This window comes from Azospirillum brasilense, assembly GCF_022023855.1.
GTDB lineage: Bacteria > Pseudomonadota > Alphaproteobacteria > Azospirillales > Azospirillaceae > Azospirillum > Azospirillum brasilense_F.
Genome location: NZ_CP059450.1, coordinates 314,649 through 341,244, shown reverse-complemented (window position 1 = coordinate 341,244; position 26,596 = coordinate 314,649). Strand labels below are relative to the sequence as shown.

24 protein-coding genes are annotated in these 26,596 nt (G+C 69.3%); 14 read left to right on the top strand and 10 right to left on the bottom strand.

The features are described 5' to 3' along the window. The first annotated feature begins 222 nt into the window (after positions 1-222). The 4 genes from H1Q64_RS14915 (at position 223) to topA (ending at position 6,649) form a co-directional block, all read left to right on the top strand. Positions 223-1,206: a response regulator transcription factor gene (locus H1Q64_RS14915; protein WP_237905960.1), complete on the top strand. Its 984-nt coding sequence runs from the start codon at positions 223-225 to the stop codon at positions 1,204-1,206. Positions 1,207-1,354: 148 nt separating this feature from the next. Beyond that, positions 1,355-2,539: a helix-turn-helix domain-containing protein gene (locus H1Q64_RS14910; RefSeq protein ID WP_237905959.1), complete on the top strand. Its 1,185-nt coding sequence runs from the start codon at positions 1,355-1,357 to the stop codon at positions 2,537-2,539. Positions 2,540-2,624: 85 nt separating this feature from the next. Next, on the top strand, positions 2,625-3,746 hold the full coding sequence (dprA, locus tag H1Q64_RS14905; protein WP_237905958.1) for a DNA-processing protein DprA: 1,122 nt from the start codon (positions 2,625-2,627) through the stop codon (positions 3,744-3,746). A gap of 53 nt (positions 3,747-3,799) precedes the next feature. Continuing rightward, entirely contained in the window at positions 3,800-6,649 is a 2,850-nt protein-coding gene (gene topA, locus H1Q64_RS14900) for a type I DNA topoisomerase (RefSeq protein WP_237905957.1), read from the top strand. A gap of 122 nt (positions 6,650-6,771) precedes the next feature. On the opposite strand, the gene H1Q64_RS14895 is transcribed toward topA, so the two are convergent. Then, positions 6,772-7,104 carry a hypothetical protein gene (locus H1Q64_RS14895; RefSeq protein WP_237905956.1) on the bottom strand — a complete coding sequence of 111 codons (333 nt, stop codon included), beginning with the start codon at positions 7,102-7,104 and terminating at the stop codon, positions 6,772-6,774. Positions 7,105-7,208: 104 nt separating this feature from the next. Continuing rightward, positions 7,209-7,667 carry a hypothetical protein gene (locus tag H1Q64_RS14890; protein WP_237905955.1) on the bottom strand — a complete coding sequence of 153 codons (459 nt, stop codon included), beginning with the start codon at positions 7,665-7,667 and terminating at the stop codon, positions 7,209-7,211. A gap of 156 nt (positions 7,668-7,823) precedes the next feature. On the opposite strand from H1Q64_RS14890, the gene H1Q64_RS14885 reads away from it, so the two are divergent. Both H1Q64_RS14885 and H1Q64_RS14880 read left to right on the top strand, forming a co-directional pair. Further along, positions 7,824-8,675 (top strand): fumarylacetoacetate hydrolase family protein, encoded by an 852-nt coding sequence (locus tag H1Q64_RS14885; RefSeq protein ID WP_237905954.1) that lies wholly within the window; start codon positions 7,824-7,826, stop codon positions 8,673-8,675. Between the two features lie 32 nt (positions 8,676-8,707). Continuing rightward, on the top strand, positions 8,708-9,979 hold the full coding sequence (locus tag H1Q64_RS14880) for a hypothetical protein (protein WP_237905953.1): 1,272 nt from the start codon (positions 8,708-8,710) through the stop codon (positions 9,977-9,979). 52 nt (positions 9,980-10,031) lie between these two features. Here the strand turns inward: H1Q64_RS14880 and H1Q64_RS14875 are convergent, their stop codons facing one another. Genes H1Q64_RS14875 through H1Q64_RS14865 form a run of 3 tightly spaced genes read right to left on the bottom strand, consistent with a single transcriptional unit; the run spans position 10,032 to position 12,930 of the window. Continuing rightward, positions 10,032-11,045, bottom strand: coding sequence for a TRAP transporter substrate-binding protein (locus H1Q64_RS14875; protein ID WP_103039637.1), 1,014 nt, complete (start codon positions 11,043-11,045; stop codon positions 10,032-10,034). 30 nt (positions 11,046-11,075) lie between these two features. Continuing rightward, on the bottom strand, positions 11,076-12,356 hold the full coding sequence (locus tag H1Q64_RS14870) for a TRAP transporter large permease (RefSeq protein ID WP_145623786.1): 1,281 nt from the start codon (positions 12,354-12,356) through the stop codon (positions 11,076-11,078). A 34-nt stretch (positions 12,357-12,390) separates the two neighbouring features. Beyond that, positions 12,391-12,930: a TRAP transporter small permease gene (locus H1Q64_RS14865; RefSeq protein WP_237905952.1), complete on the bottom strand. Its 540-nt coding sequence runs from the start codon at positions 12,928-12,930 to the stop codon at positions 12,391-12,393. A gap of 475 nt (positions 12,931-13,405) precedes the next feature. Between H1Q64_RS14865 and hexR the strand changes: the two genes are divergently transcribed. Then, positions 13,406-14,290, top strand: coding sequence for a transcriptional regulator HexR (hexR, locus tag H1Q64_RS14860; protein WP_237905951.1), 885 nt, complete (start codon positions 13,406-13,408; stop codon positions 14,288-14,290). Between the two features lie 84 nt (positions 14,291-14,374). Here hexR and H1Q64_RS14855 read toward each other — a convergent pair whose 3' ends face one another. Further along, complete coding sequence (locus tag H1Q64_RS14855) at positions 14,375-15,601, bottom strand: metallochaperone AztD (protein ID WP_237905950.1); 1,227 nt, start codon at positions 15,599-15,601, stop codon at positions 14,375-14,377. Positions 15,602-15,829: 228 nt separating this feature from the next. Here H1Q64_RS14855 and dusA point away from each other — a divergent pair, with 228 nt between their 5' ends. Beyond that, on the top strand, positions 15,830-16,819 hold the full coding sequence (gene dusA / locus H1Q64_RS14850) for a tRNA dihydrouridine(20/20a) synthase DusA (protein WP_237905949.1): 990 nt from the start codon (positions 15,830-15,832) through the stop codon (positions 16,817-16,819). On the opposite strand, the gene H1Q64_RS14845 is transcribed toward dusA, so the two are convergent. After that, positions 16,800-17,273, bottom strand: coding sequence for a DUF3429 domain-containing protein (locus tag H1Q64_RS14845; protein ID WP_237905948.1), 474 nt, complete (start codon positions 17,271-17,273; stop codon positions 16,800-16,802). The genes dusA and H1Q64_RS14845 overlap by 20 nt on opposite strands. Before the next feature lie 4 nt (positions 17,274-17,277). Continuing rightward, a complete protein-coding gene (locus tag H1Q64_RS14840; protein WP_237905947.1) occupies positions 17,278-17,892 on the bottom strand; it encodes a glutathione peroxidase in 615 nt (204 codons plus the stop codon). A 178-nt stretch (positions 17,893-18,070) separates the two neighbouring features. On the opposite strand from H1Q64_RS14840, the gene H1Q64_RS14835 reads away from it, so the two are divergent. Continuing rightward, on the top strand, positions 18,071-19,225 hold the full coding sequence (locus tag H1Q64_RS14835) for an MFS transporter (RefSeq protein WP_237905946.1): 1,155 nt from the start codon (positions 18,071-18,073) through the stop codon (positions 19,223-19,225). A 332-nt stretch (positions 19,226-19,557) separates the two neighbouring features. Continuing rightward, positions 19,558-19,791 carry a hypothetical protein gene (locus tag H1Q64_RS14830; protein ID WP_237905945.1) on the top strand — a complete coding sequence of 78 codons (234 nt, stop codon included), beginning with the start codon at positions 19,558-19,560 and terminating at the stop codon, positions 19,789-19,791. Position 19,792: 1 nt separating this feature from the next. Here the strand turns inward: H1Q64_RS14830 and H1Q64_RS14825 are convergent, their stop codons facing one another. Then, the gene (locus H1Q64_RS14825; protein WP_237905944.1) at positions 19,793-22,438 is read right to left on the bottom strand and encodes a DUF3772 domain-containing protein; all 2,646 of its coding nucleotides are present in this window, start codon (positions 22,436-22,438) and stop codon (positions 19,793-19,795) included. A gap of 277 nt (positions 22,439-22,715) precedes the next feature. Between H1Q64_RS14825 and H1Q64_RS14820 the strand changes: the two genes are divergently transcribed. Next, the gene (locus H1Q64_RS14820) at positions 22,716-22,898 is read left to right on the top strand and encodes a hypothetical protein (RefSeq protein WP_237905943.1); all 183 of its coding nucleotides are present in this window, start codon (positions 22,716-22,718) and stop codon (positions 22,896-22,898) included. A gap of 428 nt (positions 22,899-23,326) precedes the next feature. Here the strand turns inward: H1Q64_RS14820 and H1Q64_RS14815 are convergent, their stop codons facing one another. Further along, positions 23,327-23,518: a hypothetical protein gene (locus H1Q64_RS14815; RefSeq protein WP_237905942.1), complete on the bottom strand. Its 192-nt coding sequence runs from the start codon at positions 23,516-23,518 to the stop codon at positions 23,327-23,329. Positions 23,519-23,730: 212 nt separating this feature from the next. Between H1Q64_RS14815 and H1Q64_RS14810 the strand changes: the two genes are divergently transcribed. From H1Q64_RS14810 to H1Q64_RS14800, 3 genes are all read left to right on the top strand, one after another. Next, on the top strand, positions 23,731-23,937 hold the full coding sequence (locus tag H1Q64_RS14810) for a hypothetical protein (protein ID WP_237905941.1): 207 nt from the start codon (positions 23,731-23,733) through the stop codon (positions 23,935-23,937). Continuing rightward, positions 23,934-24,245 carry a hypothetical protein gene (locus tag H1Q64_RS14805; protein WP_237905940.1) on the top strand — a complete coding sequence of 104 codons (312 nt, stop codon included), beginning with the start codon at positions 23,934-23,936 and terminating at the stop codon, positions 24,243-24,245. Before H1Q64_RS14810 ends, H1Q64_RS14805 begins: the two co-directional genes overlap by 4 nt. A 66-nt stretch (positions 24,246-24,311) precedes the next feature. Continuing rightward, on the top strand, positions 24,312-26,489 hold the full coding sequence (locus H1Q64_RS14800; protein ID WP_237905939.1) for a hypothetical protein: 2,178 nt from the start codon (positions 24,312-24,314) through the stop codon (positions 26,487-26,489). Positions 26,490-26,596 lie beyond the last annotated feature (107 nt).

The following is a 26,596-nucleotide window of genomic DNA, read 5'->3' as shown; positions in this document are numbered from 1 at the left end:
CCGAAAAGGGCAATCCATTGAATTTGACTTATCAAACCAAGAATAGACAACGGCACAGCTCAGCCGTCTTATGCCGTTCCGCCTAATCCGTCGAATTTTTATGGAATTTTGAGGCATTTATCGATCGCTCTATTTTGGACCATGATTGCATCCATGATGGTTTGCTTTGCGTGGTAATCCTTAAGCACAGCATTCCATGCACCCAACGGGGGAAGGGCTTCGATGCGGATCGAGTTGGAGCGACCCTTGGCATGGCCGGTGCGCCCGGTCCAAACCAGCGCCGGCCTTCATGTTTCGGCGACGTCCATCCTGATCGCCTGCGCGGACCGCGCGCTGGGCATCGGCATGCACGACGCCTTCGAACGTAACGGCCACCGCATCCATGTCACCCACGACCCCATCGCGGCGCTCGACACGCTGGAGACGGACGGCAGCATCGGCATCGTGGCGGTGGAACTGGCTCTGCCCCATTTCGACGGGTTGGCCCTGGTCGAGCGGATGCGCAAGAGCGTGCAGCGGCATCTCCAGGTCATCGTCGTCGCGCCGAACGCCACCGCGGCGGACGTCGTCCGCGCCATGCATCTGCGCGCGGCGGATTTCGTCAGCGACCCGCAGGACGGCAGCCAGCTCCACGGCGCGCTCGCCCGCGCTTTGGCCGCCCAGCAGGCGGCGGCCACACTGCCCGCCCCCGCCCCGTCCGCACCCGCCGGCAACGGCGAGTTGCATGGGGCGCTGGAGGACGCCTACCGCCACGGCCTCGCCCTCATCGAAGCGGTGAAGGCGCTGCGCGAGGGCCAGCCGACGCTGGCCGCTCCGGTCGCTGCCCCCGCACCGGCCTCCCCATCGCCCACGCCCACCGCGGCGGGGGAGAACCGGCGGCTGGCGGTGCTGAGAACCCTCCAGCAATCCCGCGTCGCCCGCGACAAGTATTTCCCGAAGGGGCTGTTCGAGGACCCCTGTTGGGACATGCTGCTCGATCTGATGGCCAACCATCTGCGCGGGCGGCGGATTTCCGTGTCGTCGCTGTGCATGGCCTCCGGTGTGGCCCAGACCACGGCGCTGCGGCGGATCACCGAACTGCACGACCGCGGGCTGGTGCGCCGGATCGCTGACGAGAAGGACGGCCGCCGCGTCTTCATCGAACTGACCGAGCAGGGGATCGCCGCCCTGTCCGGCTATGTCGAGCACATCCAGGAAATGAGCTGACCGGGCCGGACCGGCGCGAATTGGCCCGGTCCGGCGGGTTTCCCGCCCAGACTGCTTCAACCGGGACCCGTCCCGGATCGACAGCGCACCCCGAACGCGGCCAACATCGCGGTAAGGAACGCCCTGCGCGCAGGACGGCGGAGACCCGATGGCCGACCAGAAACTGAAGGATGTGATCGTCGTCGCGACCCCCACCGAGGGGATCGGCCCGACATCCTCCCTGCCCACGCGCCCGGCGACGCCCAGCGAGGAGCCGGACCGCCAGCGCATGGCCGAACGGCTGCGCGCCCAGGGCTGGAGCTACCGCCGCATCGCGGAGGAGTTGCAAGTCTCCTACATCCTGGTGTCGCGCTGGCTTGGGGGTGACGGCGCCACGCCCAGCGGTCCGCGCACATCCGCCGCCGTCGCCACGCCCTCCCCGCCGCCGCCGGCACCCGGCGGGACGCGGACGGCCAAGGCGACCAAGGCCGCGAAGGCGGCGGCCATCGCAGCGGCCGCCAACGCCGACGAGGACGTTCTGGCGCTTCAGTTCCGCGCCTTCGAGCAGTACGTGCGCGAGGTCATCGACGCGATGGAGACGCGGCACGAGTCACTTCTCCAGCGCCAGGAGGAGTTGATCCAGGCGCTCGACACGGAACGCGCCGCCGCCCGCGTTCGGGAAAAGGAACTGCTCGCCACCCTCGACCAGGAGCGCCAGCGCTGGAGCGAAGCCGAGGATCGCTTCCGCGAGGAGCTTGAGCGCTTCAAGGCGGAGATGCACCGTGGCCAGAGCGGGGCGAGCGCGGTCGCCGTTGCCGCCACGGCCCTCGGCAGTGGCGACGAGGATGATGAGGAGGAATCCTCGGATTTCTCCGCCTTCAGCTTCGACGACGATGATGAGGACGAGGGCAAGGACGACGAAGCGGGCGGGAGTGACGCCAACGCCTTCAACTTCGATGATGACGAGGACGAAGACGGCAGCGATCCCTTCAGCTTCGACACCGACGACACGGAGGAGAAGACCGAAGACGAAACGGCCAAAGCGACCGACTCGGTCGACAGCGCTGATGACGACGACGATCCCTTCAGCTTCGACGATGACGAAACGGAGGAGACCGCCGAGGACGCACCCGCCAGGACGGATGCGGAGCCGGACGAGGACCCGTTCTCCTTCGACACGGACGACGATCCGGACGAGTCCAAGGCCGAAACCGAGCCGGCCGGAACCGAAAAGGCCGACGCCGAAGACGATCCCTTCTCCTTCGACGACGAGCCGGAGCCGGAGCCGGAGCCGGAGCCCGAACCGGAGGCCCCTCCGAAGAAGAAGGGGCTCTTCGGCTTCTGGCGCAAATGACCGCTCTGTCGAGTCCTTGAGAAGAGCGCCGACACACACGTTTGCGTGTTGATCGCACCCCGCCGTCGGTTGTATGACATGGCGCATGATTCAACCGCGCCGCACCCTGTCCGCCGCCGAGCGGTTCGACTGGCTCCGACTCATTCGAACCGAGAATGTCGGGCCGATCACCTTCCACCGCCTGCTGGACCGGTTCGGCAGCGCCGGCGCCGCGCTGGAGGCGCTGCCCGACCTCGCCAAGCGCGGCGGGCGGACCAAGCCGCTGCGCATCGCGCCGAAGGCGGACATCGAACGCGAATTGGCCGCCAACGACCGCATCGGCGCCCGCCTGATCTGCTCCTGCGAGCCCGACTATCCGGAACCCATGGCGGCGCTGGACGACGCGCCCCCGGCGGTGTCGGTCCTCGGCCATCCGCATCTGCTGCAACGGCGCGCGGTGGCTCTGGTCGGGGCGCGCAACGCCTCGATGAACGGCAAGAAATTCGCCGAACGGCTGGCGCGGGAACTGGGGGAGGCCGGGCTGCTGGTCGTTTCCGGATTGGCGCGCGGGATCGACACGGCGGCCCACGCCGGGGCGCTCGCCAGCGGAACCGCGGCGGTGGTGGCGGGCGGTGCCGACGTCGTCTACCCGCCGGAGAACGAGAAACTCTACCGCGACATAGTGCAGCAGGGTGTGATCGTGGCGGAAAGCCCGGTCGGCACCACGCCGCAGGCCCGCCATTTCCCGCGCCGTAACCGGCTGATTTCTGGCCTGTCACTGGGGGTTCTGGTGGTGGAGGCGGCGCTGCGTTCCGGCTCCCTCATCACCGCGCGCATGGCGCTGGAACAGGGACGGGAGGTGATGGCGGTTCCCGGCTCCCCGCTCGACCCACGCTGTCAGGGCACCAACAATCTTCTGCGTCAGGGGGCGGCCTTGGTGGAGGGGGTGGACGACGTGCTGCGGGCGCTGGACAACCTGTCGCCGACGACCCTGCGGGAGCGCCAAGGCGACCTGTTCGCCCAGGCCCGCCCCGCCGTTCCGTCCGAGGCGGAGCTTGAATCGGCGCGCGCCATCATCCTGGAAAACCTCGGCCACACACCGGTTGCCATTGACGAACTCGTCCGCGGGTGCCAATTGTCCGCTCCGGTGGTGTTGACCGTGGTGCTGGAACTTGAGCTTGCGGGCCGTGTCCAGCGCCAGCCTGGGAATCAGGTGAACCTGATCTGATCCCGATCCGCACCGCCGGTGTATGGGATAGGCACTTTCAGGGGCGCGGACTCTTGCCGGGCAGCAACGTCGTCATCGTCGAATCGCCGGCCAAGGCGAAGACCATCAACAAATACCTTGGCTCGGATTACACCGTGGTCGCCAGCTTCGGCCATGTGCGCGACCTTCCGGCGCGCGACGGATCGGTGCGTCCGGACGAGGACTTCGCCATGGACTGGGAGCTGGGCGACCGCTCCAAGCGCCACATCGACGAGATCGCCAAGGCGGTCAAAGGGGCCGAACGCGTCTATCTCGCAACCGACCCGGATCGCGAAGGGGAAGCCATCGCCTGGCATTTGTCGGAGCTGCTGCGCGAAAAGCGGCTGATCGACGACTCCAAGGTCCAGCGCATCACCTTCAACGAAATCACCAAGACCGCCGTACAGGCCGCGCTGGAGGCCCCGCGCGACGTCTCGCGGGAGCTGGTGGACGCCTATCTGGCCCGCCGCGCCCTCGACTATCTGGTGGGCTTCACCCTGTCGCCGGTGCTGTGGCGCAAGCTGCCGGGCTCGCGCTCGGCGGGCCGCGTGCAGTCGGTGGCGCTGCGCCTGATCTGCGAGCGCGAGTCGGAGATCGAGGTCTTCAAGCCGCAGGAATACTGGACCATCGAGGTGGGCTTCGCCACGCCGGGCGGTGCCTCCTTCACGGCCCAGCTCACCCAGCTCGACGGCAAGCGGCTCGACAAGTTCGCCTTGCCCGCCCGCGAGGCCGCCGAGGCCGCGGTGGCGCGCATCAGCCCGCAGGCCTTCTCGGTCGCGACGGTGGAGCGCAAGCAGAGCCGCCGCAACCCCTCCCCGCCCTTCACCACCTCGACCCTCCAGCAGGAGGCCTCGCGCAAGCTGGGCTTCGGCGCCACCCGCACCATGCGCACCGCGCAGCGGCTGTACGAGGGCGTGGACATCGGCGGCGAGACGGTCGGCCTGATCACCTACATGCGAACCGACGGCGTCAGCCTGTCGCAGGAGGCCATCGAGGGCGCCCGCAACCTGATCGGTTCCCATTGGGGCGAGCGCTACGTACCGGCGCAGCCGCGCGTCTACAAGACCGCCGCCAAGAACGCCCAGGAAGCGCACGAGGCCATCCGCCCGACCGACCTGTTCCGCCGCCCGGAGGAGGTCGCCTCCTACCTGGAAGGCGACGAGCTGCGGCTGTACGAGCTGATCTGGAAGCGCACGCTGGCCAGCCAGATGGAAAGCGCGGTGCTGGATCAGGTGGCGGTGGACATCACCTCGCCGTCCAAGGACGTCGTACTGCGCGCCACCGGCTCGGTCGTCGTGTTCGACGGCTTCCTCAAGGTCTACCAGGAGGACCGCGACGACGGCGCCGCCGACGACGACCAGGAGCGCCGCCTGCCCGCCATGGAGCAGGGCGACGCCCTTGCCCGCGGCGACATCAGCCCGGAACAGCATTTCACCCAGCCGCCGCCCCGCTACACCGAGGCGAGCCTGGTCAAGAAGCTGGAAGAGCTGGGCATCGGCCGCCCGTCCACCTACGCCTCCATCCTCCAGGTGCTCCAGGACCGCAATTACGTGCGGCTGGACAAGCGGCGCTTCATTCCGGAAGACCGCGGCCGTCTGGTCACCGCCTTCCTGAAGAATTTCTTCAACCGGTACGTGGAGTACAACTTCACCGCCGACCTGGAGAACAAGCTCGACGAGATCTCCGACGGTCGGATCGACTGGAAGACCGTGCTGCGCGACTTCTGGCGCGCCTTCCACGTCGCGGTGGACGGGACCAAGGACCTGACCATCACCCAGGTCCTGACCACGCTGGATGAGGAGCTGGGTCCCCATTTCTTCCCGACCAACGCCGACAGCGACACGCCGGGCCACGACCCGCGCGTCTGCCCGGTGTGCAGCCAGGGCCGGCTCGGCCTGAAGCTCGGCAAGATGGGCGCCTTCATCGGCTGCTCGCGCTACCCGGAATGCCGCTACACCCGCCCGCTCGCCGTCGCCAACGACGAGAACGGCGAGGCGCAGGAAGGCCCGCGCGAGCTGGGCAACGACCCGGAAACCAGCCTGCCGGTCACCGTGCGGCGCGGCCCCTACGGCGCCTACATTCAGCTCGGCCCGCCCCCGGTGGCCGCCGCCCCGGCCGAGGCGGTGGTTGAGGAGGCGCCCGCCGATGGCAAAAAGACCAAGGGCAAGAAGAAGGTCAAAACCGAGGAACCGAAGCCCAAGCGCGTCTCCCTGCCCAAGGGCATGGCCGCCGCCGACGTGGACCTCGACACGGCGCTGAAGCTGCTCGCTCTGCCGCGCAGCATCGGCAACCATCCCGAAACGGGCGAGGACATCAGCGCCGGCATCGGGCGCTTCGGCCCCTACCTGAAGCACGGCAGCGTCTACAAGTCGCTGACGCCCGACGACGACGTGCTGACCATTGGCATCAACCGCGCGGTCGACCTGCTGGCCGGCGCCGCCAAGAAGGCGTCCGCGCCCGCCAAGACGCTGGGCGACCATCCGAAGACCGGCAAGCCGGTCACCACCGGGTCCGGCCGCTTCGGTCCTTATGTCAAGCATGGCTCCGTCTACGCCTCCATCCCCAAGGGCACGGAAGCGGACAGCGTGACGCTGGAGCAGGCGCTGGAGCTTCTGGAGGCCAAGGCCGCCAAGGACGCCGCCAAGAAGGGCAAGGCCCCGAAGGAGACCGAACCCGCCGCGGACGGCGCCGAAGCGCCCGCCAAGGCCGAGAAGGCGACCAAGGCCAAGGCGACGGCGACGAAGAAGGAGCCGGCCAAGAAGGACGCGGTGAAGAAGGCCGCTCCGAAGAAGGCGGCTGCCAAAAAGGCCGACACCGCGCAGGCTGACGCCGCGAAATCCGATGGGGACAGCGACGAAAAGCCCGCTGCCCGCAAACGGGCCTGACCGCGGGCTACGGACCGGATCCCGGTGGGCGCTTCGCGGTTGCCCACCGACAGACGCGCGCAGGTCCGTTCAAAACTGATCACGGGAAGAACGACGGCTCGACCAACGACCGTGCAGTCCCGTCAGGCGGTGGCGGCTGCCTTGGCCTTGGCCGCGTTGCGACGATGGCGCAGCTTCACGCGGATACGCTCGACGGGGCCGAGCAGCCGGGGATGACGACGTTTCAGCCGAACGAACAGGCGGCGGGCGTCCGCCGAGTTGCGCAGCAGGATCACCCCACCGGCAAGGGCCACCGGAAAGCCGAATGGTCCCGGCAACGGCGACATCAACGCGCCCAGACCGATCAGGCTCCACCCCGTGCCGATCAGTGCCAGTTGCCGGACACGGGCAAGCGTGGGCTTGTCAAACTTGGGCCGGGCAAGCAGCGAACGGCGGATGGTGGCGCGGCGATGCATCGGGGCTCCTCCTCCTGTGCCAGAAGCCATATGGGGGCGGCCGCACACGGGGGAAGAGGCTGGTGGATGTGACTTTTCGAGGAGGAGGCGGGCAAAAGTGGGTGTCAGTGCAACGGCGCTGCGCTGTGGGGCGGTCCCAGGACGAACAGCGCGGCGGTGACCTCCGCCGGCGCCGGGGCCCATTCGAAGTCGCGCATCAGCTCGCTGCGCGCGGCGTCGGCGCGCTCCGCCAGGGCGTTGCAGTCGGTACACCCCGTCCGCCGGGCGGGCTTGCGGCCGCGCCGGTCGGCGCAGCTTTCCAGCATCAGGCGGATCATCCGCTCCCGCTTGGCGGCGTCCACGAATCCCGACTGGTCGAAATACAGCTTGGTGAAAGCGACCTCGGTCACCGTGGGCGTGGCGCCCTGCTTGCCGACCAGCACCGCCGACACCAGTTCAACGCAACGACCGGCGTAGTCGGGGATCGGGGCCGTGCCGTCGTCGGCGCGGTCGTACTGGCGGCTCGGCAGCTCGACCAGCCGCCCGGTCGACTCCTTCACGAGGTAACGGCGCCACACCGGCATATCCGCCTCCCGTCTGGTTTCCCCATGGGCTGAAAAAAGGGTACACCAGACCGGACCGCGACGGAACAGCCCCTTTCCGGCTTCGGCCGGGACCGGACAGCACTCACCGGAGGAGAGGCGCGGCTCAACCTTCGGGAACGGGAAGGGTTTAGCCTGATGAAACTTCTGCGATTCGGCCCGCCGGGCTATGAGCGTCCGGGCCTTCTGGACCGCAACGGCGTGATCCGCGACCTGTCGGGCGTGGTGTCGGACATCGGCCCGGCCACCCTGACCGAAGACGGTCTGGCCCATCTGCGCACGCTCGACACCGACCGGCTGGCCCAGGTGCCGGACGGGACCCGGCTCGGCCCCTGCGTCACCGGGGTGTCCAAGGTGGTCTGCGTCGGGCTGAACTACCGTGCCCACGCCGCCGAATCCGGCCTGCCCGAGCCGGTGGAGCCGGTGCTGTTCATGAAGGCGACCACCGCCATCTGCGGCCCCAACGACCCGGTCCAGATGCCGCGGGGTGCCACCAAACTCGACTGGGAGGTCGAACTCGGCATCGTCATCGGGCGCACCGCCCGCTACGTCGATCAGGCCGACGCCTTCGACCACATCGCCGGCTATTGCGTCCTCAACGACGTGTCGGAGCGCGCCTTCCAGACCGAGAGCACCGGCCAGTGGGTGAAGGGCAAGAGCGCCGACAGCTTCTGCCCGATCGGCCCTTGGATGGTCACCCGCGACGAGGTGCCCGACCCGCAGGCGCTGCGCCTGTGGCTGGAAGTCGATGGCCAGCCGATGCAGGACAGCACGACCGCCGACATGATCTTCGGCGTCGCCGAGATCGTGTCCTACATCAGCCGCTTCATGACCCTGCTGCCGGGCGACGTCATCGCCACCGGCACCCCGCAGGGCGTGGCGCTGGGGCGAGGACCGAACCATCCCTGGCTCCAGCCCGGCCAGACCATGCGCCTAGGCGTCGAAGGGCTGGGCGAGCAGCGCCAGTCCGTCCGCGCCTTCGAAGGCTGAGCGGCGCCGGGACCGGAATGGGAGTGTCTTCGATGAAGCGAAAAAGCCGTCTGGCCGCGTGGCTGCTCGCCGCCGGTGTCGGCACCCTGGTGGCCTCCGGGGTCGCGTCCAACGCCGCACGGGCCGAGGATGGCGCGGCGGCGCTGGCCGGGAAGACCTGCGGCACGCTGGTGTCGCGGGTGGCGGAGATTTCCGGCTCCGGCCCGGTGTTCCTGCGCAGCTACGACAGCAGCTTCGGCGTCGGCCAGACGTCGGAGCTGCCGCTGCGCGAGGCCGCCTTCACCTACGACAACGCGCTGGCCGTCATCGCCCTGGTGGCCTGCGGCAAGACGGAGCCGGCGCTGCGCATCGGCGAATCGCTGCTCTCCGCCGCCACGCTGGACCGGGCGCGGCGCCAGGGGCGGCTGCGCAACACCTACCGCGCCGGCGCCCAGACCCAGAAGCCGATCCCGCCCAACGGCTGGTGGGACGTCACCGCCAACCGCTGGTTCGAGGACGCCTATCAGGTCGGCTCCGCCACCGGCAACGTCGCCTGGGCGGGGCTGGCCCTGATGACTCTGGGCGAGGCGACGGGCGAGGATCGCTTCCGCAACGGCGCCGCGGAACTGGCCCGCTGGGTGGTGGCCAACACCGCCGACCCGCGCGGGCCGGGCGGCTTCAACGGTGGCGTCCAGGGCTTCGACGACAAGCCGCAGGCCCTGACCTGGAAGGCGACGGAGCACAACACCGACCTCGTCGCCCTGTTCGGCTGGCTGGAGCGCAGCGGCACGGCCGGCGACTGGGCCGGGCCGGAGAAGGCGGCGCGCGGCTTCCTCGACCGCATGTGGGCGGACGGCGGCGGGCATTTCCCCACCGGCACAGCGCCGGACGGGGTGACGGTCAACCGGGCCACGTCCGGTCTGGACGCCCAGCTCTGGCCGCTGCTGCTGCGCGGCGCGCCGGAGGCGTGGCGGGCGGCACTGGATTATGCGGAGAAGGCCCACGGGGTCGACGGCGGTTTCGACTTCAACGACGACCGCGACGGCATGTGGGTGGAGGGCACGGCCCAGGCCGCGCTGGTCTACCGCCTCCTGGGCCGGTCCGATGAGGCACAGCGGCTTCTGGCCGAGGTCGGCAAGGAGGTCAGCCGCGGCGGCCATGTCTGGGCGACGCGCGAAGACAGCATCACCACCGGCCTCGCCATCGGGCCGGACAGCACCACGGACGATTTCCGCTACTACCGCCGCCCCCACTTGGCGGTGACGGCCTGGACGGTCCTGGCCGCGGTGGGCTGGAACCCGTTCACCGGTGAGCGGGTGAAGTAAAGAAGGTGGAAAGCCCCTCTCCCGCCGTGGGCGGGAGAGGGAACCAGAGACCTTACTTGCGGACCTTGTTGATCTCGCCCTGCAGCTCGTTCAGCAGGTCGGCGCCGCCGTCGGCGGCGAACTTGTCCATGGCCGGCTTGACCATCTCACGCATGCGGCCCAGCTCGGCGTCGCTCAGCTCGTTGATCTGCATGCCCTTGTCCTTGAGGTAGGCGATGCTCTGCTTCGACGCCTCGCGGCTGTCCTTGCGCTCGAAATCGCGCGAGGCGACGGCGGCCTCGTTGATGATCTTGCGCTCGTCGTTCGACAGACCGTCGTACCAGCGCTTGGAGGCCAGGACGATCCACGGGCTGTAGACGTGCTTGGAAATGGTCAGGTACTTCTGGACCTCGTAGAACTTCGAGGACTGGATGGTGGTGACCGGGTTCTCCTGGCCGTCCACGGTGCCCGTCTCCATGGCGGTGAACAGCTCGGAGAAGGACAGCGGCACGGCGTTGGCGCCAAAGCCGTTGAACATGTCGATGTAGACCGGGTTCTGCATGACGCGCAGCTTGATGCCCTTCAGGTCCTCGACCTTCTCGACCGGGCGCTTGCTGTTGGTCAGATTGCGGAAGCCGTTCTCCCAATAGACGAGGCCGACGAGGCCCTTCTCGTTCAACTTGGCCGCCAGCTTCTGGCCGAACGGGCCGTCGAACACGGCGTCGGCCTCCTGCTCGTTGTTGAACAGGAAGGGCAGATCGAAGACGGCGAAGTCCTTGACGATGCCGACCAGCGTGGCGGTCGAGCCGACCATCATCTCCTGCGCGCCGCCGATCAGGGCGTTCTGCATCTGGATGTCGCTGCCCAGGCTGGCGTCGGCGAAGCCCTTGACCTTCAGCTTGCCGCCGGAACGCTTGGACATCTCCTCGACGAAGAACTTCACGGCGCGGCCCTGGTTGCTGCTCTCCGACAGACCGTAGCCGAAGCGGATCAGGCGCGGCTTGATGTCCTGGGCGGAGGCGGCGACGGGGGCGAGGATGGCGGCGGCGAGGCCGGTCGCCAGAAGGACGGAACGGAGCAGCTTCATGGGTCGGTTCTTCCCTGTAGCGTGTTGTGATTAATGGCGGAACAGAGTCAGCGGGGCCGTGACGATCTCCGGGACGGCGATCAGCAGGCTCAGCAGAATCAGGTAGGTCAGCAGGAACGGCCAGATGCCGCGCGTGGCGCTTTCCAGCGAGATGCGGGCGACGCCGCACACCACGTTCAGCACCGTGCAGACCGGCGGATGGATCAGGCCCAGCGTGCCGGTCAGGACGAACATCACGCCGAAATAGGTCGGGTCGATGCCCGCCGCCGCCGCCAGCGGGGTCAGCACGGGGCCGAGCACCAGAATCGTCGGCGTCAGGTCCATCACCGTGCCGACGGCCAGCAGCAGCAGCGTGATAGCGACCATCAGCAGCTTCGGATGCTCCAGCAGCGGCGACAGCATCTCGTTCATCTGCTGCGGCAGGTCGGCCAGCGTCACCATGTAGGACGACACCAGCGCCGCCGCGCACAGGAACATCACCGTGCTGGTGGTGCGCGCGGCCTGGACCAGCAGCGGCACCAGATCCTTCAGCGTCACCTGCCGGTAGACGAACAGCGCCACGACAAGCGAATAGACGGCGGCGACCACCGCGGCCTCGGTCGGGGTGAAGATGCCGCCGCGCAGGCCGCCGATGATGATGACCGGCAGGGCCAGCGCCCAGACGCCCTCGACCAGCGCGGTGCGGCGCTCGCCCCAGCTCGCCTTGGGCTGCAGCTTCACGGTCATGCCGCGCACCACGAACATCCAGGTGATGACCAGACCGGCGCCCATCAGCAGGCCGGGTACGATGCCGGCCATGAACAGGCCGCTGATCGAGGTGTTGGTGGTCACGCCGAAGATGATGAAGGGCATGCTGGGCGGGATGATCGGGGCGATGATGCCGCCCGACGCAATCAGGCCGGCGGAGCGCGGCACCGGGTATCCGTTGTCGCGCATCATCGGAATCAGCAGCGTGGCGAGCGCCGCCGTGTCGGCGATGGCCGAGCCGGACAGGCTGGCCAGCATCACCGACGCGCCAATGGTCACGTAGCCCAGGCCGCCGCGGATGTGCCCGACGAGGCTGACCGCGAGGTTGATGATCCGCTGCGAGATGCCGCCGGCGTTCATCAGCTCGCCGGCCAGGATGAAGAAGGGCACCGCCATCAGCGGGTAGTTGTCGGCGCCGCTCAGCATGTTCTGGGCGACGAGCTGGGCGTCGAAGAAGTCGAGATGCACCATCAGCGCCACGCCCGTCAGCATCAGGGCGAAGGCGATGGGCATGCCGAGCAGCATCAGGCCGAACAGCGAGGAGAGGAAGACCGCAAGGGCCATGGAACGGGCTCCGCTTTCAGAAGGCCGGACGGTGTCAATGCTCGGCGATGGCGCCGCCCTGCGGGGCGGTGGCGCCGTGGGGATCGCCGTTGCCGGGGATGTGCGCCGCCGCGTCGCCCGACAGGATTCGCCAGAGGTTGGCGAGGATCGTCAGCGCCATGGCGATCGCCGGGAAGAAGCCCGCGGCGGCGTAGAAGGCCATGGGGAAGCTGAGCACCGTGGAGCGCGTCTCCATCCCGATCAGAAGCTGGAACCAGCTTCCCTCGATGAACAGCCACAGCGCGTAGATCATCAGCAGGTGGCTGATCACCGCGCAGGCCCGGCGGACGCGGACCGGCAGGCGCGACTGGAGGATGTCCAGCCCGAGATGCTGGTTGCGGCGCAGCGCCAGGGTGGCGCCCAGGAAGACCAGCCAGACGAACATCAGGCGGGCCAGTTCCTCGGCGGCGACGATGCCGCTGTTGAAGCCGTACCGCAGAACCACGTTGCCGAAGACCAGCGCCACCATCACGGCGAGCATCAGCGCCATGATCCATTCGGTGACCATCTCCAGCGCTTCCACCATGCGCTTCATGCACACTCCTCGGCCCGCCTCGCGGCGGGGCTCACCCAAGCGGAAAGGGCGGCGGCAGGGGACGGATGCGGAAAGGAGACGGCACGGAAGGGCACGGGCGGCGCGGCGCACCGGCAGCGGGGCCGGGCGGCGGGTCGGGGTTCCTCCCATTTGGTCTCTTGCCGGGGTCTCTTGCCGGGACCTTGAATTTTCTGTGTCGGAAAATAGAGGAGTCCCGCAACCGAGTGAAGAAGATTTTCTTCATAACGGCACCAAAACCGCCAGACGATCGGCATAGCGACGAAAATTATCTTCACAAGCCGCCCTGCCACGCATAGCTTTGGTCCCAGGGAAAGCGGCGCGACGACCCGGCCGCGCGGGCCAGGGCACGCTATGCCGTTCGCGCCGGTGGTGGTACGGTCCGCCGCCCAAAGACACCCCGGGACCAAGAATGCCGGGGACCAAAAACGCTTTTAGGGATGGACGGTCCGTTTCGATGCTCCAGCCGGTGAACATCCTCGATCACATCCGCGGCCGCCTGCCGGAGCTGAAGCGTTCCGAAGCCCAGGTCGCCGAGATGGTGCTGGTCGAGCCGCAGAAGGTCCTGGGGCAGAGCATCACCGTGCTGGCCCAGGCCGCTGGGGTCAGCGAGGCGACCGTCGTCCGCTTCTGCCGCAGCATCGGCTGCGCCGGCTTTCCCGATTTCAAGCTGCGGCTGGCCGAGGGGCAGGCCCGCGGCACCCCCTTCGTCAGCCAGGACGTGGCGCCGGACGACGAGACTCCGACCGTCGCGCGAAAAATCTTTTCATCCGCCGCCGCCGCTCTGAACGACGCGGCGGGCGCGCTCGACATGGCGGCCGTCTCCCGCGCCGTGGAGCTGCTGGCCGACGCCTCCAGCATCCTGTGCATCGGCACCGGCGCCTCGGCGGTGGTGGCGGAGGACGCGGCGCACAAATTCATGCGCTTCGGCATGGCGGCGCAGGCCAGCGCCGACCCGATGATGGTCCGCATGCTGGCGGTCAATCTGGGCGCGCGCGGCGTCCTGCTGGCGATCTCCAACACCGGGCGCACCGTGATGGTGACGGAACTGGCGCAGATGGCCCGCGACTTGGGCATCCCGGTGATCGCGATCACCGCGCCGGGCTCGCCTCTGGCCGCGGTGTCGTCGGTCGCCATCGGCCACACCCCGGTCGAGGACGCGGAGATCTACACGCCGATGGCCTCCCGCCTCGTCCATCTGGCGATCATCGACGTGCTGTCCACCGGGGTGGCGCTGAAGCTCGGCGCCGAGGCGCGCCACCATCTGGCCAAGGTGAAGGCCGTGCTGTCGGGCACCCGCTCCTCCCACGGCAAGCCCGCCCGAAGCCGCCATCGGGCGTGATCGGCCCGGCCCGCCGGCCTCCCCGGTTTGATCGGACGCAGGCGGGCAGTCTGAGCCATCGACAGGCTGCCCGCCGGACCGCCGTCAGTGCTGCGCCCCGGACCCGCCGACGGCGACGATGGTGTAGGGCGTGCCGGCCACAGGGATCGTGCGTTCCTCCCGCAGCGTCTCGGTGGAGACCACCCGCAACAGACCCTTGAGCGGATCGGTCACCACCACATGGTCGCCGGCCACCGCCAGCCGCGGCCGCGGGTCGCGCCAGTGGCCGTCCATCGAATAGGGGGCGGTCAGTTGGACGCTCGCCTCGATCGCGCCGGACACGACGTTGAGCCGATGCAGCCGGCCGTCCTCGGTCAGGATGTAGGCTTGGTCGGCCTTGGCGTCGTCTAGGGCGAAGTCCACGCGGCGCGTCGGCAGGTCGATCTTGCGGAATTTCGGCTCGTCGCCCGGCTCGATGACGACGACGGCGCGCGGCCCGTAATTGCCGAGGAAGAACTGCATCGCCGTTCCGCCCTTGAGCGTCGAGACGTTGCCGTCCCCAAGCGCGGCGGTGGACACATGGCGCAGAGTCGGCGGCTGCGAGCCGCCGGCCGGGTTGGCGAAGACGAGTCCGTCCTTGCAGCCGAAGGCGAACACGCCGGCCGACTGGGCCTGTCCGTGCACCGCCGGGCAATTCACCACCCCGCCGATCGGCTTGCCCTGCGCGTCGATGACCTTGAGGCCGACGCGCGGCTTGTCGGGATCGTCGTGCGGGACCGAAACGACCAGGAACTCGCCCATCGGGGCGGCGAGGCCATGATGAGCGGCGCCCGGCTTCAAATTGCGGGCCTGGACCGTCCCTTCCAACACGTTGCTCTCCCGGAACAGGGCGACGTCGCCCGTGCCGTCATCGAACAGCGCGATGGTGCCGGAACCCTCCACGACGTGGGCCGGCTTGGTCCCCGTGATCACGGTGGGCAGGAGCTTGGCGTCTTCGACCGTGATGTCGGCGTGGTCCCCATGGTCCTCGAACGACAGTCCGGTGCTGATGACCGCGACCTTTCCGGCATCGCCCTGAACGGCGAAGACGGTGCGGCCGCTGGCGCTGCGCGCGAGGGCCGGCGATTGGTCGAGCCGGAAGGCTCCCGCGCTCGCTCCGTCCTTGAGATCGACGGCACGGACGACCCCGTCGGCGTGATCGCCGATGAACAGGCGGTGGTGCGTCGCACTCCCGGCGTGCTTGTGGTCGTCGGCCAGAGCCGCGCCGGCGGCGAGGCCCCCGGCCGTGGCGCCGATCCACAGCAGCGTCGAGAGAATGGGCAGGCGATTCATGTGCAACCTCGTTGTCAGACCCTAGCGGTGCGGTTTGGGAGGCGCGGCACACCCGCCCGCCGCGCCAGGGCAGGCGGGTGGCGCCCCACAAGCGCGCGTTACGTTATAACGTTACATTTCTTTGGCGCAACCTCCCTTCCGTCTCTGGGTTGGGTCCGCCCTTGCCATTCGCGCCCGCTTCGTCCAATTGATGCGCCGCCGTTCCCGATTCACAGACAGTTCCTGCCCATGCCCGCTATAGCCCTCAGCGTCGCGCCGATGATGGAATGGACGGACCGCCATTGCCGGACCTTCCATCGCCTGCTGTCCAAGAACACGCTGCTCTACACCGAGATGGTCACCACCGGCGCCGTGCTTCACGGCGACCGCGAGCGGCTGCTCGGCTACGACGCAGCGGAGCATCCGGTGGCGCTCCAGCTCGGCGGGTCGGACCCGGCGGACTTGGCCGCCTGCGCCCGCATCGCCGAGGAGTGGGGCTATGACGAGGTCAACCTGAACGTCGGCTGCCCGAGCGACCGCGTGCAGTCGGGCCGCTTCGGCGCCTGCCTGATGGCCGAGCCCGATCTGGTCGCCCGGCTGGTCGGCGCCATGCGCGAGGCGGTGTCGATCCCCGTCACCGTCAAGTCGCGGATCGCCATCGACGAGATGGAGGAATGGCCGACGCTGGACCATTTCGTGCGCACCGTGTCGGCCGCCGGCTGCACCCACTTCATCGTGCACGCCCGCAAGGCTTGGCTGAAGGGCCTCAGCCCCAAGGAGAACCGGGACATCCCGCCGCTGCGCTACGACCTCGTGCACCGGCTGAAGCAGGAGAATCCGCAGCTCACCATCGCCATCAACGGCGGCATCCGCACCCTGGACGAGGCGGAAGGACACCTCGCCACGCTGGACAGCGTGATGATCGGGCGCGCCGCCTACGAGACACCCTACATCCTGGCCGACGCCGACCGGCGTCTGTTCAGCGGGGAGCCCGGCCCCGACCGCTATGCGGTGGTCGAGGCCATGGCGGCCTACGCCGAGAAGCGGATGCGCCAGGGGGCGCCGCTGTCGGCGATCACCCGGCACATGCTGGGGCTGTTCCAGGGCCTGCCCGGCGCCCGCGCGTGGCGGCGTCACATCAGCGAGAACGCCCATCTCCCCGGCGCTGGACCGGAGGTTCTGCTGAAGGCCGCGGCGCTGGTGCCCCACCGGGAAACGGTCACGCAGCCAGCGGGATGAGCGCGGCGAGCGTCAGGCAGACGACGATGGTCAGGCGCGTCCGCAGCGCGCCGAACCAGCGGGGATAGCGTCCATCCGCCGCCGCGCTGCGGTCCACCGCCCAGGCGAGGAGGAAAGACAGGATCAGCGCCGGCACCGTCAGGCCGGACGGCAGCAGGGTAGCACCCCACCCCAGCAGCGACGGCGCGACTCCCCAGGCCAGCCACGCCGGCCCGCTCGTCTCGCCGTCCCGACCTGCCCCATCCTGCCCCGCGAGGATGCGGCCCCAGTGGATGGCGCCGATGAAGGACAGGATCGACACCGCGTAGACGACCACCGCCCGAACCACGGCAGCCTGCCCGTCGCCCTCCGTCATCCAGGCCAGCGCGGTGCCGCCGACGAAGGGAAGCAACCCGCCGTAGGACAGCAGCCGGACGACCGAGGCCCGGCGATCATCGAAGGGCAGCGCATCCATGCGCTTACGGCGTCGGAGAGGAGGAGGCCAGCGCCTTGTCCACCGCCGCGGTCAGCGTGGCGGACTCTGGCGTAACCGAGCTGCCGAACCATTCCACCAGCCGTCCGTCGCGGCCGATCAGAATCTTGTGGAAGTTCCAGCGCGGCACGCCCTGCGGCCCGGTGACCGCCGCCGCCCAGCGATAGAGCGGATGGGCCTGCGGTCCGGTGACGGACTGCTTCTCCATCAGGGGAAAGTCCACGCCGTAGTTGAGTTCGCAGAACGATGCGACCTGGGCGTTGCTGCCGGGCTCCTGCCCGCCGAAATCGTTGCTCGGCACCCCCAGCACGACCAGCCCGCGCTCCCGCCGTCCGGCCCAGAGCTTCTGCAGCCCCTCGTACTGTCCGGTGTAGCCGCATTGCGACGCCGTGTTGACCACCAGCACCGCCTTGCCCCGGAAGGCATCGGGCGTCAGCGTGCCGCCGTCGATGGCCGGCAGGGGCAGCGCAGCCCAGTCGAGCGCGTCGGGCGCCGCCCGGCTGCCGTCCGCCGCCTCCGCGCCGGGGACGGCCGCGGACAGCATCAGGACGGCGGACAGCATCACGGCGGCGGATTGGGCGGTATCGCGGATCGTCGGCATGGCGGTCTCCCGTTCGGCGGCACTGGTCTGTACGGCCTTGTTCTATACGACGGCCGAAGCGCATCGGATCATGCACGCGCATGGGTGCCATGGCCATCTTGCCGTGCGTCGGATGGGCGCCTCTGCTTTAGGGTTGTGCCCCCGCACGCCCCAGACCATAGACCGGCCGACGTCCCCCATGCGCCTTCTCATCCTGATGCTCGGCCTCGCCGGTTTCGCGAGCGCCTTTTCGCTGCGGACCAGCGACCCGATGCTGACCGTCATCGCGTCGGACCTGGGCATCGGCGTGGCCGAAGCGGCCCTGCTCTCCTCCGCCTACACGCTGCCCTACGCGGCGATGCAGCTCATCCTGGGGCCGGTGGGCGACGCCATCGGCAAGACCCGGCTGATCCGGCTGTCGCTGGTCGTCCTGACCATCGGCGTGGCGCTGTCGGCGGTGGCGCCCGGCTATTACACGGTGCTGGCCTCGCGGATGCTGGCCGGCGCCTTCGCCGGAGGAATCATCCCGGCCTCCATGGCGCTGATCGGCGACCGGGTGGTCTACACGGAGCGGCAGTTCGCCATCAGCCGCTTCCTGCTGGCGGTGATCCTCGGCCAGATGTCCGGCTCCGCCGTGGCCGGCGCCCTATCGGAGGTGGCGGGCTGGCGCACCGTCTTCGCTCTGGCGGCGGTGGTGACCGGCCTGATCGCGCTGACCGCCTTCCTGGTCCTGCGGGGCGAGCGGGAGGAGCGGCATTCCCTGTCCGTGGCCGACGCACGGGCGCGCTACGCCTCCGTCCTGGCGAATCCGGTGTCGGTCTGGGTCTTCGCGACGGTGGCGGCGGAAGGGCTGCTGATCTTCGGCGTCTTCCCCTTCGTCGCCCCCATGCTGTCCCGCCACGGGGCGGAGGGCGCGTTCGAGGCCGGGGTGACGCTCGCCGCCTTCGCCATCGGCGGAGTCGTCTACAGTTTCGTGGTGCGGCGCCTGCTCGGTACGCTCGGCCAATGGGGGATGATGGGGGCCGGCGGCCTCGTGGCCGGCGGGGCCTATCTGGCGATGCTCGCCCCGGTGCCCTGGCCGGTGGTGTCCCTGCTGTTCCTGGTCGCCGGCTTCGGCTTCTACATGCTGCACAACACCATGCAGACCCAGGCGACCGAGCTGTCGGCGACGGCCCGCGGGTCGGCGCTCGCCCTCTTCGCCTCTTCCTTCTTCCTGGGGCAGGGGATCGGGCCAGTGGTCTATGGGGCGGTCGCCGATCGGGTCGGCCTGCCCGCCCTGTTCCTGTTCGGCGGCGTGCTGACCATGCTGCTGGGCTTCGGGGCCGTTCAATTGATCCGTCGCCGGCCCACCTGATATTTCAATATTTCGGATATCCCCAGATTCTGTGGATAACTCTGTTGGCGAATCGAGGGGTAACCGAAGGGACAGGCGGCCCCTCAAGGGGTCTGGCAGAAATGCCTTAATTTTGGGCACATTAGAAAACCGCGCCGATCAAGGATTTTTCACGCGCCGGCCTTGCTTTCGCCCCCGGGCCGGCGGCTGCCCCGCCCGGCAACGGGAGTCAAGCGAAGGATGCGCGGCCCTGTGAACAACTTTCCTTGACAGGGCTTGCGCGCCACGGCAAAGGGCTGCCCCAGGCGCCAAGACGGCTTGCGCGCCACCGGTCCGCGGAGCACTCTGGCGTTATGTTCACCGTCAGCGAGAGCGAAGCCGAAACGATCCGCCGGGCCTTCCACGACCGCGGCGAATGGTCCGCCGTGGTGGAGCTGCGCCGGCTGTTCCCGGTCTTCGCCAACAACCCGGAGGCGCTGCGCTGCGTGCGCGCCATCGCCGGCTGGCAGCCTCTCCCCGACCCCGCCACGGCTCCACCCAAGGTAACCCCGCTGCGGCGCCGCAAGCCGGCGGAGCCGCAGCCCTAAGTCAGGTGGCGGTGCGCGGCCCGCGTTCGGTGAGGGTGTCGGCCAGCGGCACGACCTTGCCGCCGTCGGCCACCACCTGAAGCTCCGGAACGCCGGCGTGGGCGCGGCGTTCGGCCAGGAGAACCTCCAGCATCGCCTCGACCTTCGGCATGTGGACGGTTTGCTGGTCGAAGGGCATCTGGATGCCCTGTTCGCGGAACTGCTCCAGGATGCGCATGCGCAGCTCGTTGCGCACCGGGATGATGTGCTCGGTGTTGGCGACGAAGCAGCGCAGCTCGAACTCCGGCCCGCTCGGCCCGAAGTCGCGGAACATCACCACCGGTTCCGGGTTGCGCAGCACCTGGGCGTGGCCGTAGCCGATCCGCAGCAGCAGCGCGTAGACCTGCCGGGCGTCGGTGTCGTAGGTGATGCGGACCTTGATCTCGATGCGGGTGGTCTTGTCCTTCAGCGTCCAGTTGACCACCGACTTGGAGATGAACTCCGAGTTCGGGATGATCACCGAGGCGCGCTGGAAGGTCTGGATCTCCGTCGCGCGCACACTGATGCGGCGCACGGTGCCCTCAAGCCCGTTGACGACCACCCAGTCGCCCACCTTCACCGGCCGCTCCACCAGCATGATCAGGCCGGAGATGAAGTTGCTGACGACGTTCTGCAGGCCGAAACCGATACCGACCGACAGGGCCGACGCGATCATGGCGAGGCTGGACAGGTCCAGCCCCAGCGTGCCGACCGACATCAGCACCGCCATGGTGGTGCCGAGATAGCCCACACCCATGCGGATGGAGTTGCGCACGCCGTCGTCCATATTGACGCGTCCGAGGATGCGCTCGTCGAGCTGGCGCTGGATGAAGCGGGTCACCGCGACGACAACGCCCAGCACCATCAGCGCCGACATGATGTCGCCCGGCGCGATGCGCACGCCGCCCACCGTGACGCCGCTGAGGAAGCCGTCGGCTAGCCCCTTCATCTCCGACAGGGTCATGCCGGTCAGCGGCAGCAGGAAGAAGGCCGCCACGGTCAGCAACAGCCCGTCGATCACCGTCCGCCCGACCTGCCCAAGCATCCGCCGGCCGCGGTCGGTGGCGATCACGATGTCGCGGACCTCGGCCACCTGCCCGCTGCCGCGCTCCAGCAGGACGCAGAGCAGTTCGCGCAGGACGCCGCGCGCCACCAGAAGGACGCCGCCGATGATGAGCGTGGTCAGCATCAGCTTCGAGGCGTAGATCGCGCCGACCAGATAACCGGCCCCCGAGGCGACCAGCGAGGCGAGCGCCACCGCGCCGATCAGCAGGCGCAGCCGCAGCCCGACGACCCGCGGACGGACGGGCGGCGCCTCCTCGGCTTCCGCCGCGGCAGGGGTTGCGGCCGGCGGCGGCAGGGTGACGTCCAGTCCGGCCCCGGGCGTCGGCTCGGGGCATCCGCAATCGTCGGTCGCCTCTGCCTCCGGCTGCGGGGCGGCGAGCCAGAGGTGATCGGGGTAGAGGAACAGCAGCGACATGGCGATCAGCGCCATGGTCCCGAAGCCGGTGATCGAGCGCAGTTCCGGCGGGGTGAACATGCCCTCCGACAGGGCGATGCCGGTGCCGGCCAGGGCCAGCCCGATCATGACGAGCGGGACGCGGCGGACCAAGCGCCGCGCGCTGTCCGGGTCGAGGTTGGCGAGCTGCCAGGAGGGATGGTCAGGCGCCAGGGTGGCGCGGGCGACGCCGGTCACCAGGAAATAGGCGGTCAGACCGCCCGACACCCCGACCACCAGAGCGGTCAGCGGACCGGCGTCGGCTGCGTCGCGCAGCAGCCCGACCAGGGCGCCGCTCAGCACCAGCGTCGGCACCAGCGGCACCAGGCAGCGGGCCAGCGCCTCCACCGCCATCGCCACCACCCGCTGACGGTAGCTGGGCCGCTCCTCCAGATCGCGGTGGCCGTAGCGGCGCAGCAGCACCCGGCGCACCGGCCAAGCGACCAGGAACAGCACGGCGGCGAGCGCGCCCAGACCGTAGAGGCGGCTGCGCCATTCGTCGTCGCCCATCACGATGCCGAAGGCGCGTCCGATGCGCTCCTGCACATAGGCCGTCTGCTCAGGCAGCGCGGCCCAGGTGGCGGGCAGCAGCGGCACCGGACCGCGCCGGACGATCTGCTCGGTGAGCTGGGTCATGCGCTGGTCGGCGGCGGTGCGCAGCAGGATGTCGGCGCGCGTGACGATCAGCTCGGTCTGCTTGGTCCGCCCTTCCACCTCGCCGATGGTCTGGGTCAGGCGCTTGCGCTCCGCGGCGATCCCCGCCTCCTCCGGCGGAGCGCCCTGGGCCGGCGGCGGACCCAGCGCGTCCAGCATGCGCTGGGCGGTGTCGCGGGCCGCCGCCGCCGCCGCGCCGGCTTCCCGGACCTCGTGCTGGATCTTGGCCAGATCGGCCCGCAGGGTCTCGTATTCCGTGTTCGCCAAATCACCCCCGGCGATGCGGTTGGCCGCCCTCTCCAACGCGTTCTGCCATTGCGGCAGCTTGGTCTTGAAGTCCGCCGCAGCTTCCGCCGCCGGGGGGGCGGACTGGGCCAGGGCTGATGGAACCACGGCACCCACCGCAAGCGCACCGCACAGCATCAGGACTACCAGAAGCCGGCCAATCCGGCAGCGGAAGGCGGAGGAAATCTGCATCACCGTTCGAAGTCTCTTGTTGGCGAAAGGCTGCGGCCCCGGCGAACCGGGAAAAGGGATACCTATACTCTTCGGTGTCGCGGCAAAAGTATGGCACGCCGTGTCACCAGGATGTGACAGAGAGGTTCGGAAGCGCGCATCCGTTCGCGGGGGACGGGGCGAGGCGCCTGTCCCGGGGTCCGCTGTTTCGTGCACCTGCCTGCCGATTGAGCATGGCGTGGTTGCGTGTCTTGATGATACAGGTTGCGCATCGTCGCTTCATACGCACGTCATCATCATGGCCGGCCTGACCGACATCGACCGCACCCTCCTCCGCACCGCGCTGAAGGCCGCAAAGCGCAACGACGTCCCCTCTGTCGGGATGCCGACCGAGACGCTGGAACGGCTTCTGGAGTATCTGGCGGTCCTTGAAGGGGCGCAGCCCAGCACGCAGTCCGAAGGCGCCCCGGGGTCGAACTGACCCTTCAACCATTGCTTGGCCGGCAATGGCAGGGCGTCTCACCCTGACACTGCATACTATCGTATGCCTACCAACCGGCGCTGGACCTATGCAGCCGCTGAACGGCACGTTGTGACATTGAATTCGAGTCGCAACCGATGCTCGACTAACCCTATCGAACGGAGTAAGACTTTGGGACCCACTCCTTCAGGCGGACGATCCCATTGTGCCAGTTTGCCACACCGGAATGCGGTCACGCCTGTCGCGCGATCAGGCTCGTCCGCGAACACAGCCGCGGACCCGTGGGGTTGGACGCGCGCGCCTATCTGATCCGGGTCGAGCGTCGGCTCATGCAGTTCCATTGCGGCGGTCCGCTGGGCATTCCAACGGAAGCGGCGTCGCCCCGCGAGGCCGCTGAGTAATCGGCCGTCACCACCGCATACCGGCACTCAATCCCGCCCACTGGGGGAATCGGAACGGCCCCGGTCCGGATCGCGGCCCCGGTCCTCCTCCCCCTGACGGCCCTTATCCGTTGCCTCGTCGCGTTCACGCTGACGCTGCCATTGATCGAACTTCTCGGGGTCGGTCACCAGATCGATAACGGACGGCTTCCGGTTGCCGTCGTCGCGCTGTGCGGGCATGAACACCTCCATCGCTGCGCCACACCTGTCCTTTTGCACATCAACAGCGCAAAGGGCCCGGCGCACCAAGCCCCGCAAGGGGAGAACCCCACAAGCACAGCCTTGCTCCTTTGGCGTCCGGTTTTTGACACAGCACACCCCCGCCTGAATCCTTAGCCTGCGACAACGATCAAGACACAGTCGGGGGCGGGATGCTGCGGTTGGGAACACGGGTGAGGTTTGCGGGCCAGGAGGCTCTCGTCGTCGCACGGACCCTTGCCGGTGAGCCGACCTACGACATCCGTCTGGCCGACGGCCGTCTCATCAAATACGCCGCCGAAAGCGATCTGGAGCCGATTGAGGGGGACGGGTCCGCACCTCCGCCCGCCTCGGTGCGGCCATCCGGCGACGGCGGCTCCAACCAGGGGGGCATGCAGTGACCCGCGACGACTTCCCCTATTCGCTCCAGCCCTACGCGATGCCGGAGAACGGCGGCGACGGCGCGCAGCCGTCCGACGCCTGGACCCTGGTGCTGTTCCGCGCCGCCGACGAGGCGGAACGCCTGTGGTTTCGCGACCATGGATTCGTCATGGAGGGCCGCCGCTGGGTCCGCCATGCCCCTGTCCCGGACAGCCGCACCGAGACACCGGCCTCCGGCGATGCGTCCGAGGACGAGGACCTCGGCGATCGTGAGTCCGACGACAAGGCGCCGGGCACCGGCGGCCCCGCGCCGGACGTCGCCGCCTGATCTTCCGTTCCGGCGTCCGCGGCCTTTTCCAGTGCCGGCGCCCCTGCTCGCGGACACGCACGCCCCATGCCCGACAGCCTCGACTTCGACCGGAACGACCTTGGTCCAAACGCAGCCGGGCAGAACCATCTGACCCCCGGCGATCTGAACCAGCCCGCTCCCTCCCCATCCGCGCCGCCCCCGTCCGTATCGCCGTCCACCGTTCCGCAGACCGCCCTGATCCGGCGGCTGCGCCGGGCGGCCTCCGGCAACGTCCCGGCGCCGGAAGGGGTGACGCTCCGTCAGGCCCAGCAGCGCGACGTCATGGTCGGCGCCCATCTGACCCTGAGCATCGATTGGGCGACGGAGGTCGAGGTCCGGCTGGGCGCGGAGATGGTGCGCTTCGCCATCTACTGCCGCAACGCTGCCGAACTGAACGCGACGCTGGCCCGCGACTTGGACGCCGAGGCGGCCTCATTGGAGACGGCCCATCGCTTCGCCACGCTGCTCGGCCCGCTGGACGAGCGGGTGGAGGCGATGTCCGCGGCGGAGGAGCCGTTGCCGCCCCTGCCGTCGCTGCGCGGCCCCTACTATCTGCATGAGGTCTGCACCGGTTGCGACGGCGGCGGGGTGCGGGCCTGCGGCGGCGACGGCTGCCGCGGCGGCAAGATCCGCTGCACCCACAGTGCGACCGCCGAGACGCCGGATTGCCCGGACTGCGGCGGGCGCGGCCAGCACCGCTGCCCGGTCTGCGCGGGCGAGGGTGTGGTCGCCTGCGAGACCTGCAGCGGGGTCGGGCAGTTCACCCACATCCATCACCCCCGCCTGACCGCCCACCCCTCCTACAGCCTGACCGCGCCACCGGACGCCCCGGCGGCGGTGCGGATGGCGCTGGAGGAGGCCGGATTCGCCGGCTTCGCGGCGCTCGCCAACCCCGCCCCCGCCGCGGTGCGCCATTCCGGCACGCAGCTTCTCTACCAGCGCAGCGGCACGCTCACGGTGGTCGCCCTGTCCTGGGACTGCGACGGCGTGCCGTTCGAGGTGGAAACCGTCGGGCCGGACGCCGACTCCGCGCCCCTCCCCCCCTTCCTGGACACGGTGCTGGCCCCGGTGCTGGCGCGCATCGCGGCGCTGCCACCCGCCGACGCCTTCGCCCTGGCCGGCGCCTACCGCCTGACCCGCTCCATCGCCGAGGCGGTGCTGGACGGCCGGGAACCGGACACCGCGGCGATCGCGGCCGACCATGAGGGCTGCGTCAGCCCCGCCTTCGTGAAGGAAACCGCCGCCGTGCTGGCGGAGCGGTTTGCCGAGACCAGCCGCACCGCCGTGTCACGGAGCTGGATCGCCGCGGCGGGGCTGCTCGCCCTGGTCCTGCTTCTCGTGGCGGGCGTGGACGGTCCGGCTCTGCTGACCGGCGCGACGCCCGAGCAGCCGGCCCCGGCGGCGCTGCGGCTGGGCTGGGACATCGGGCTTCCCATCGCCGCCGGGCTGGGCCTGTGGACGCTGGTGCGCGGGGTGGTGCGCGGGGCGCTGGCCGCCGCCTTCGGCGGGCCGGTCCGTGCGCCGGACCAGGGGTCCTGGCCGCTCGTCCTGCTGTCCGCCGCGGCGGCGATCCATCTCGGCCTGCTGACCCTGTGGAACGGCGGGCCGGGGTTCAGCCGGCTGAATCATCGGCTGGACGTGGAAGCGATCACCCAGGGGCGCGCGCCGATGCCCGCCCCGCGCGTGCTGACTCCGGAGGAGCGGACCATGGCCGCCCAGCGGGCGCTGGCCCGGCTGGGGCGCTACGACGGGGCGATCGACGGCAAGATGGGCGAAGGCACCCGGACGGGTCTTGCCAGCCTGACCGGACTGGTCGACACGCCGCCGGGCGTGGCGCCCGAAGATCCGCTTGAGTTGGCGGTGGCCATCGCCGCCGACCGCGTGGCGGTCAACGTACGGGCTCCGGAGCTTCTGGTCGGGCCAGGCTGGAGCAACGCCACCCGCCTGCGCATGAAGCACGACGACCAGCCGATGGTCGCCGGGGCCTTCCTCGGGGCGCTGGCCGCATCGGGCACGGAGCGGGCGGCAGCGGGCCAGGAGTGGGTTTCGGGAGATGGCCTGCGATCCGGGTTGATCACCGTGACGGGCCGCATCGCCGACCCGAAGGACCGCGGGCGCCTGTGCTTCGCGCTGACCCATGTCGTGACCACGCCGGCCGGCCGGGATACCGGCGCGCCGCTGCGCACCTGTCGGACCGCCGGAAACTGGACCCTGGAGGAATGAGGCCTGGAAGAATGGGAAGGGAGATCAGGAAAAGGACCCACTGCGGGCGGGCATGAAAAAGGGGCCTGAGAAGGCCCCGATTTTCGTATCCATCCGGCGATCCGCCG

Coding starts and splice junctions, on each gene's coding strand:
- H1Q64_RS14915 (WP_237905960.1), top strand. CDS start 223: ATGCGGATCGAGTTGGAGCGACCCTTGGCATGGCCGGTGCGCCCGGTC.
- H1Q64_RS14910 (WP_237905959.1), top strand. CDS start 1,355: ATGGCCGACCAGAAACTGAAGGATGTGATCGTCGTCGCGACCCCCACC.
- dprA (WP_237905958.1), top strand. CDS start 2,625: ATGATTCAACCGCGCCGCACCCTGTCCGCCGCCGAGCGGTTCGACTGG.
- H1Q64_RS14895 (WP_237905956.1), bottom strand. CDS start 7,104: ATGCATCGCCGCGCCACCATCCGCCGTTCGCTGCTTGCCCGGCCCAAG.
- H1Q64_RS14890 (WP_237905955.1), bottom strand. CDS start 7,667: ATGCCGGTGTGGCGCCGTTACCTCGTGAAGGAGTCGACCGGGCGGCTG.
- H1Q64_RS14885 (WP_237905954.1), top strand. CDS start 7,824: ATGAAACTTCTGCGATTCGGCCCGCCGGGCTATGAGCGTCCGGGCCTT.
- H1Q64_RS14880 (WP_237905953.1), top strand. CDS start 8,708: ATGAAGCGAAAAAGCCGTCTGGCCGCGTGGCTGCTCGCCGCCGGTGTC.
- H1Q64_RS14875 (WP_103039637.1), bottom strand. CDS start 11,045: ATGAAGCTGCTCCGTTCCGTCCTTCTGGCGACCGGCCTCGCCGCCGCC.
- H1Q64_RS14870 (WP_145623786.1), bottom strand. CDS start 12,356: ATGGCCCTTGCGGTCTTCCTCTCCTCGCTGTTCGGCCTGATGCTGCTC.
- H1Q64_RS14865 (WP_237905952.1), bottom strand. CDS start 12,930: ATGAAGCGCATGGTGGAAGCGCTGGAGATGGTCACCGAATGGATCATG.
- hexR (WP_237905951.1), top strand. CDS start 13,406: ATGCTCCAGCCGGTGAACATCCTCGATCACATCCGCGGCCGCCTGCCG.
- H1Q64_RS14855 (WP_237905950.1), bottom strand. CDS start 15,601: ATGAATCGCCTGCCCATTCTCTCGACGCTGCTGTGGATCGGCGCCACG.
- dusA (WP_237905949.1), top strand. CDS start 15,830: ATGCCCGCTATAGCCCTCAGCGTCGCGCCGATGATGGAATGGACGGAC.
- H1Q64_RS14845 (WP_237905948.1), bottom strand. CDS start 17,273: ATGGATGCGCTGCCCTTCGATGATCGCCGGGCCTCGGTCGTCCGGCTG.
- H1Q64_RS14840 (WP_237905947.1), bottom strand. CDS start 17,892: ATGCCGACGATCCGCGATACCGCCCAATCCGCCGCCGTGATGCTGTCC.
- H1Q64_RS14835 (WP_237905946.1), top strand. CDS start 18,071: ATGCGCCTTCTCATCCTGATGCTCGGCCTCGCCGGTTTCGCGAGCGCC.
- H1Q64_RS14830 (WP_237905945.1), top strand. CDS start 19,558: ATGTTCACCGTCAGCGAGAGCGAAGCCGAAACGATCCGCCGGGCCTTC.
- H1Q64_RS14825 (WP_237905944.1), bottom strand. CDS start 22,438: ATGCAGATTTCCTCCGCCTTCCGCTGCCGGATTGGCCGGCTTCTGGTA.
- H1Q64_RS14820 (WP_237905943.1), top strand. CDS start 22,716: ATGGCCGGCCTGACCGACATCGACCGCACCCTCCTCCGCACCGCGCTG.
- H1Q64_RS14815 (WP_237905942.1), bottom strand. CDS start 23,518: ATGCCCGCACAGCGCGACGACGGCAACCGGAAGCCGTCCGTTATCGAT.
- H1Q64_RS14800 (WP_237905939.1), top strand. CDS start 24,312: ATGCCCGACAGCCTCGACTTCGACCGGAACGACCTTGGTCCAAACGCA.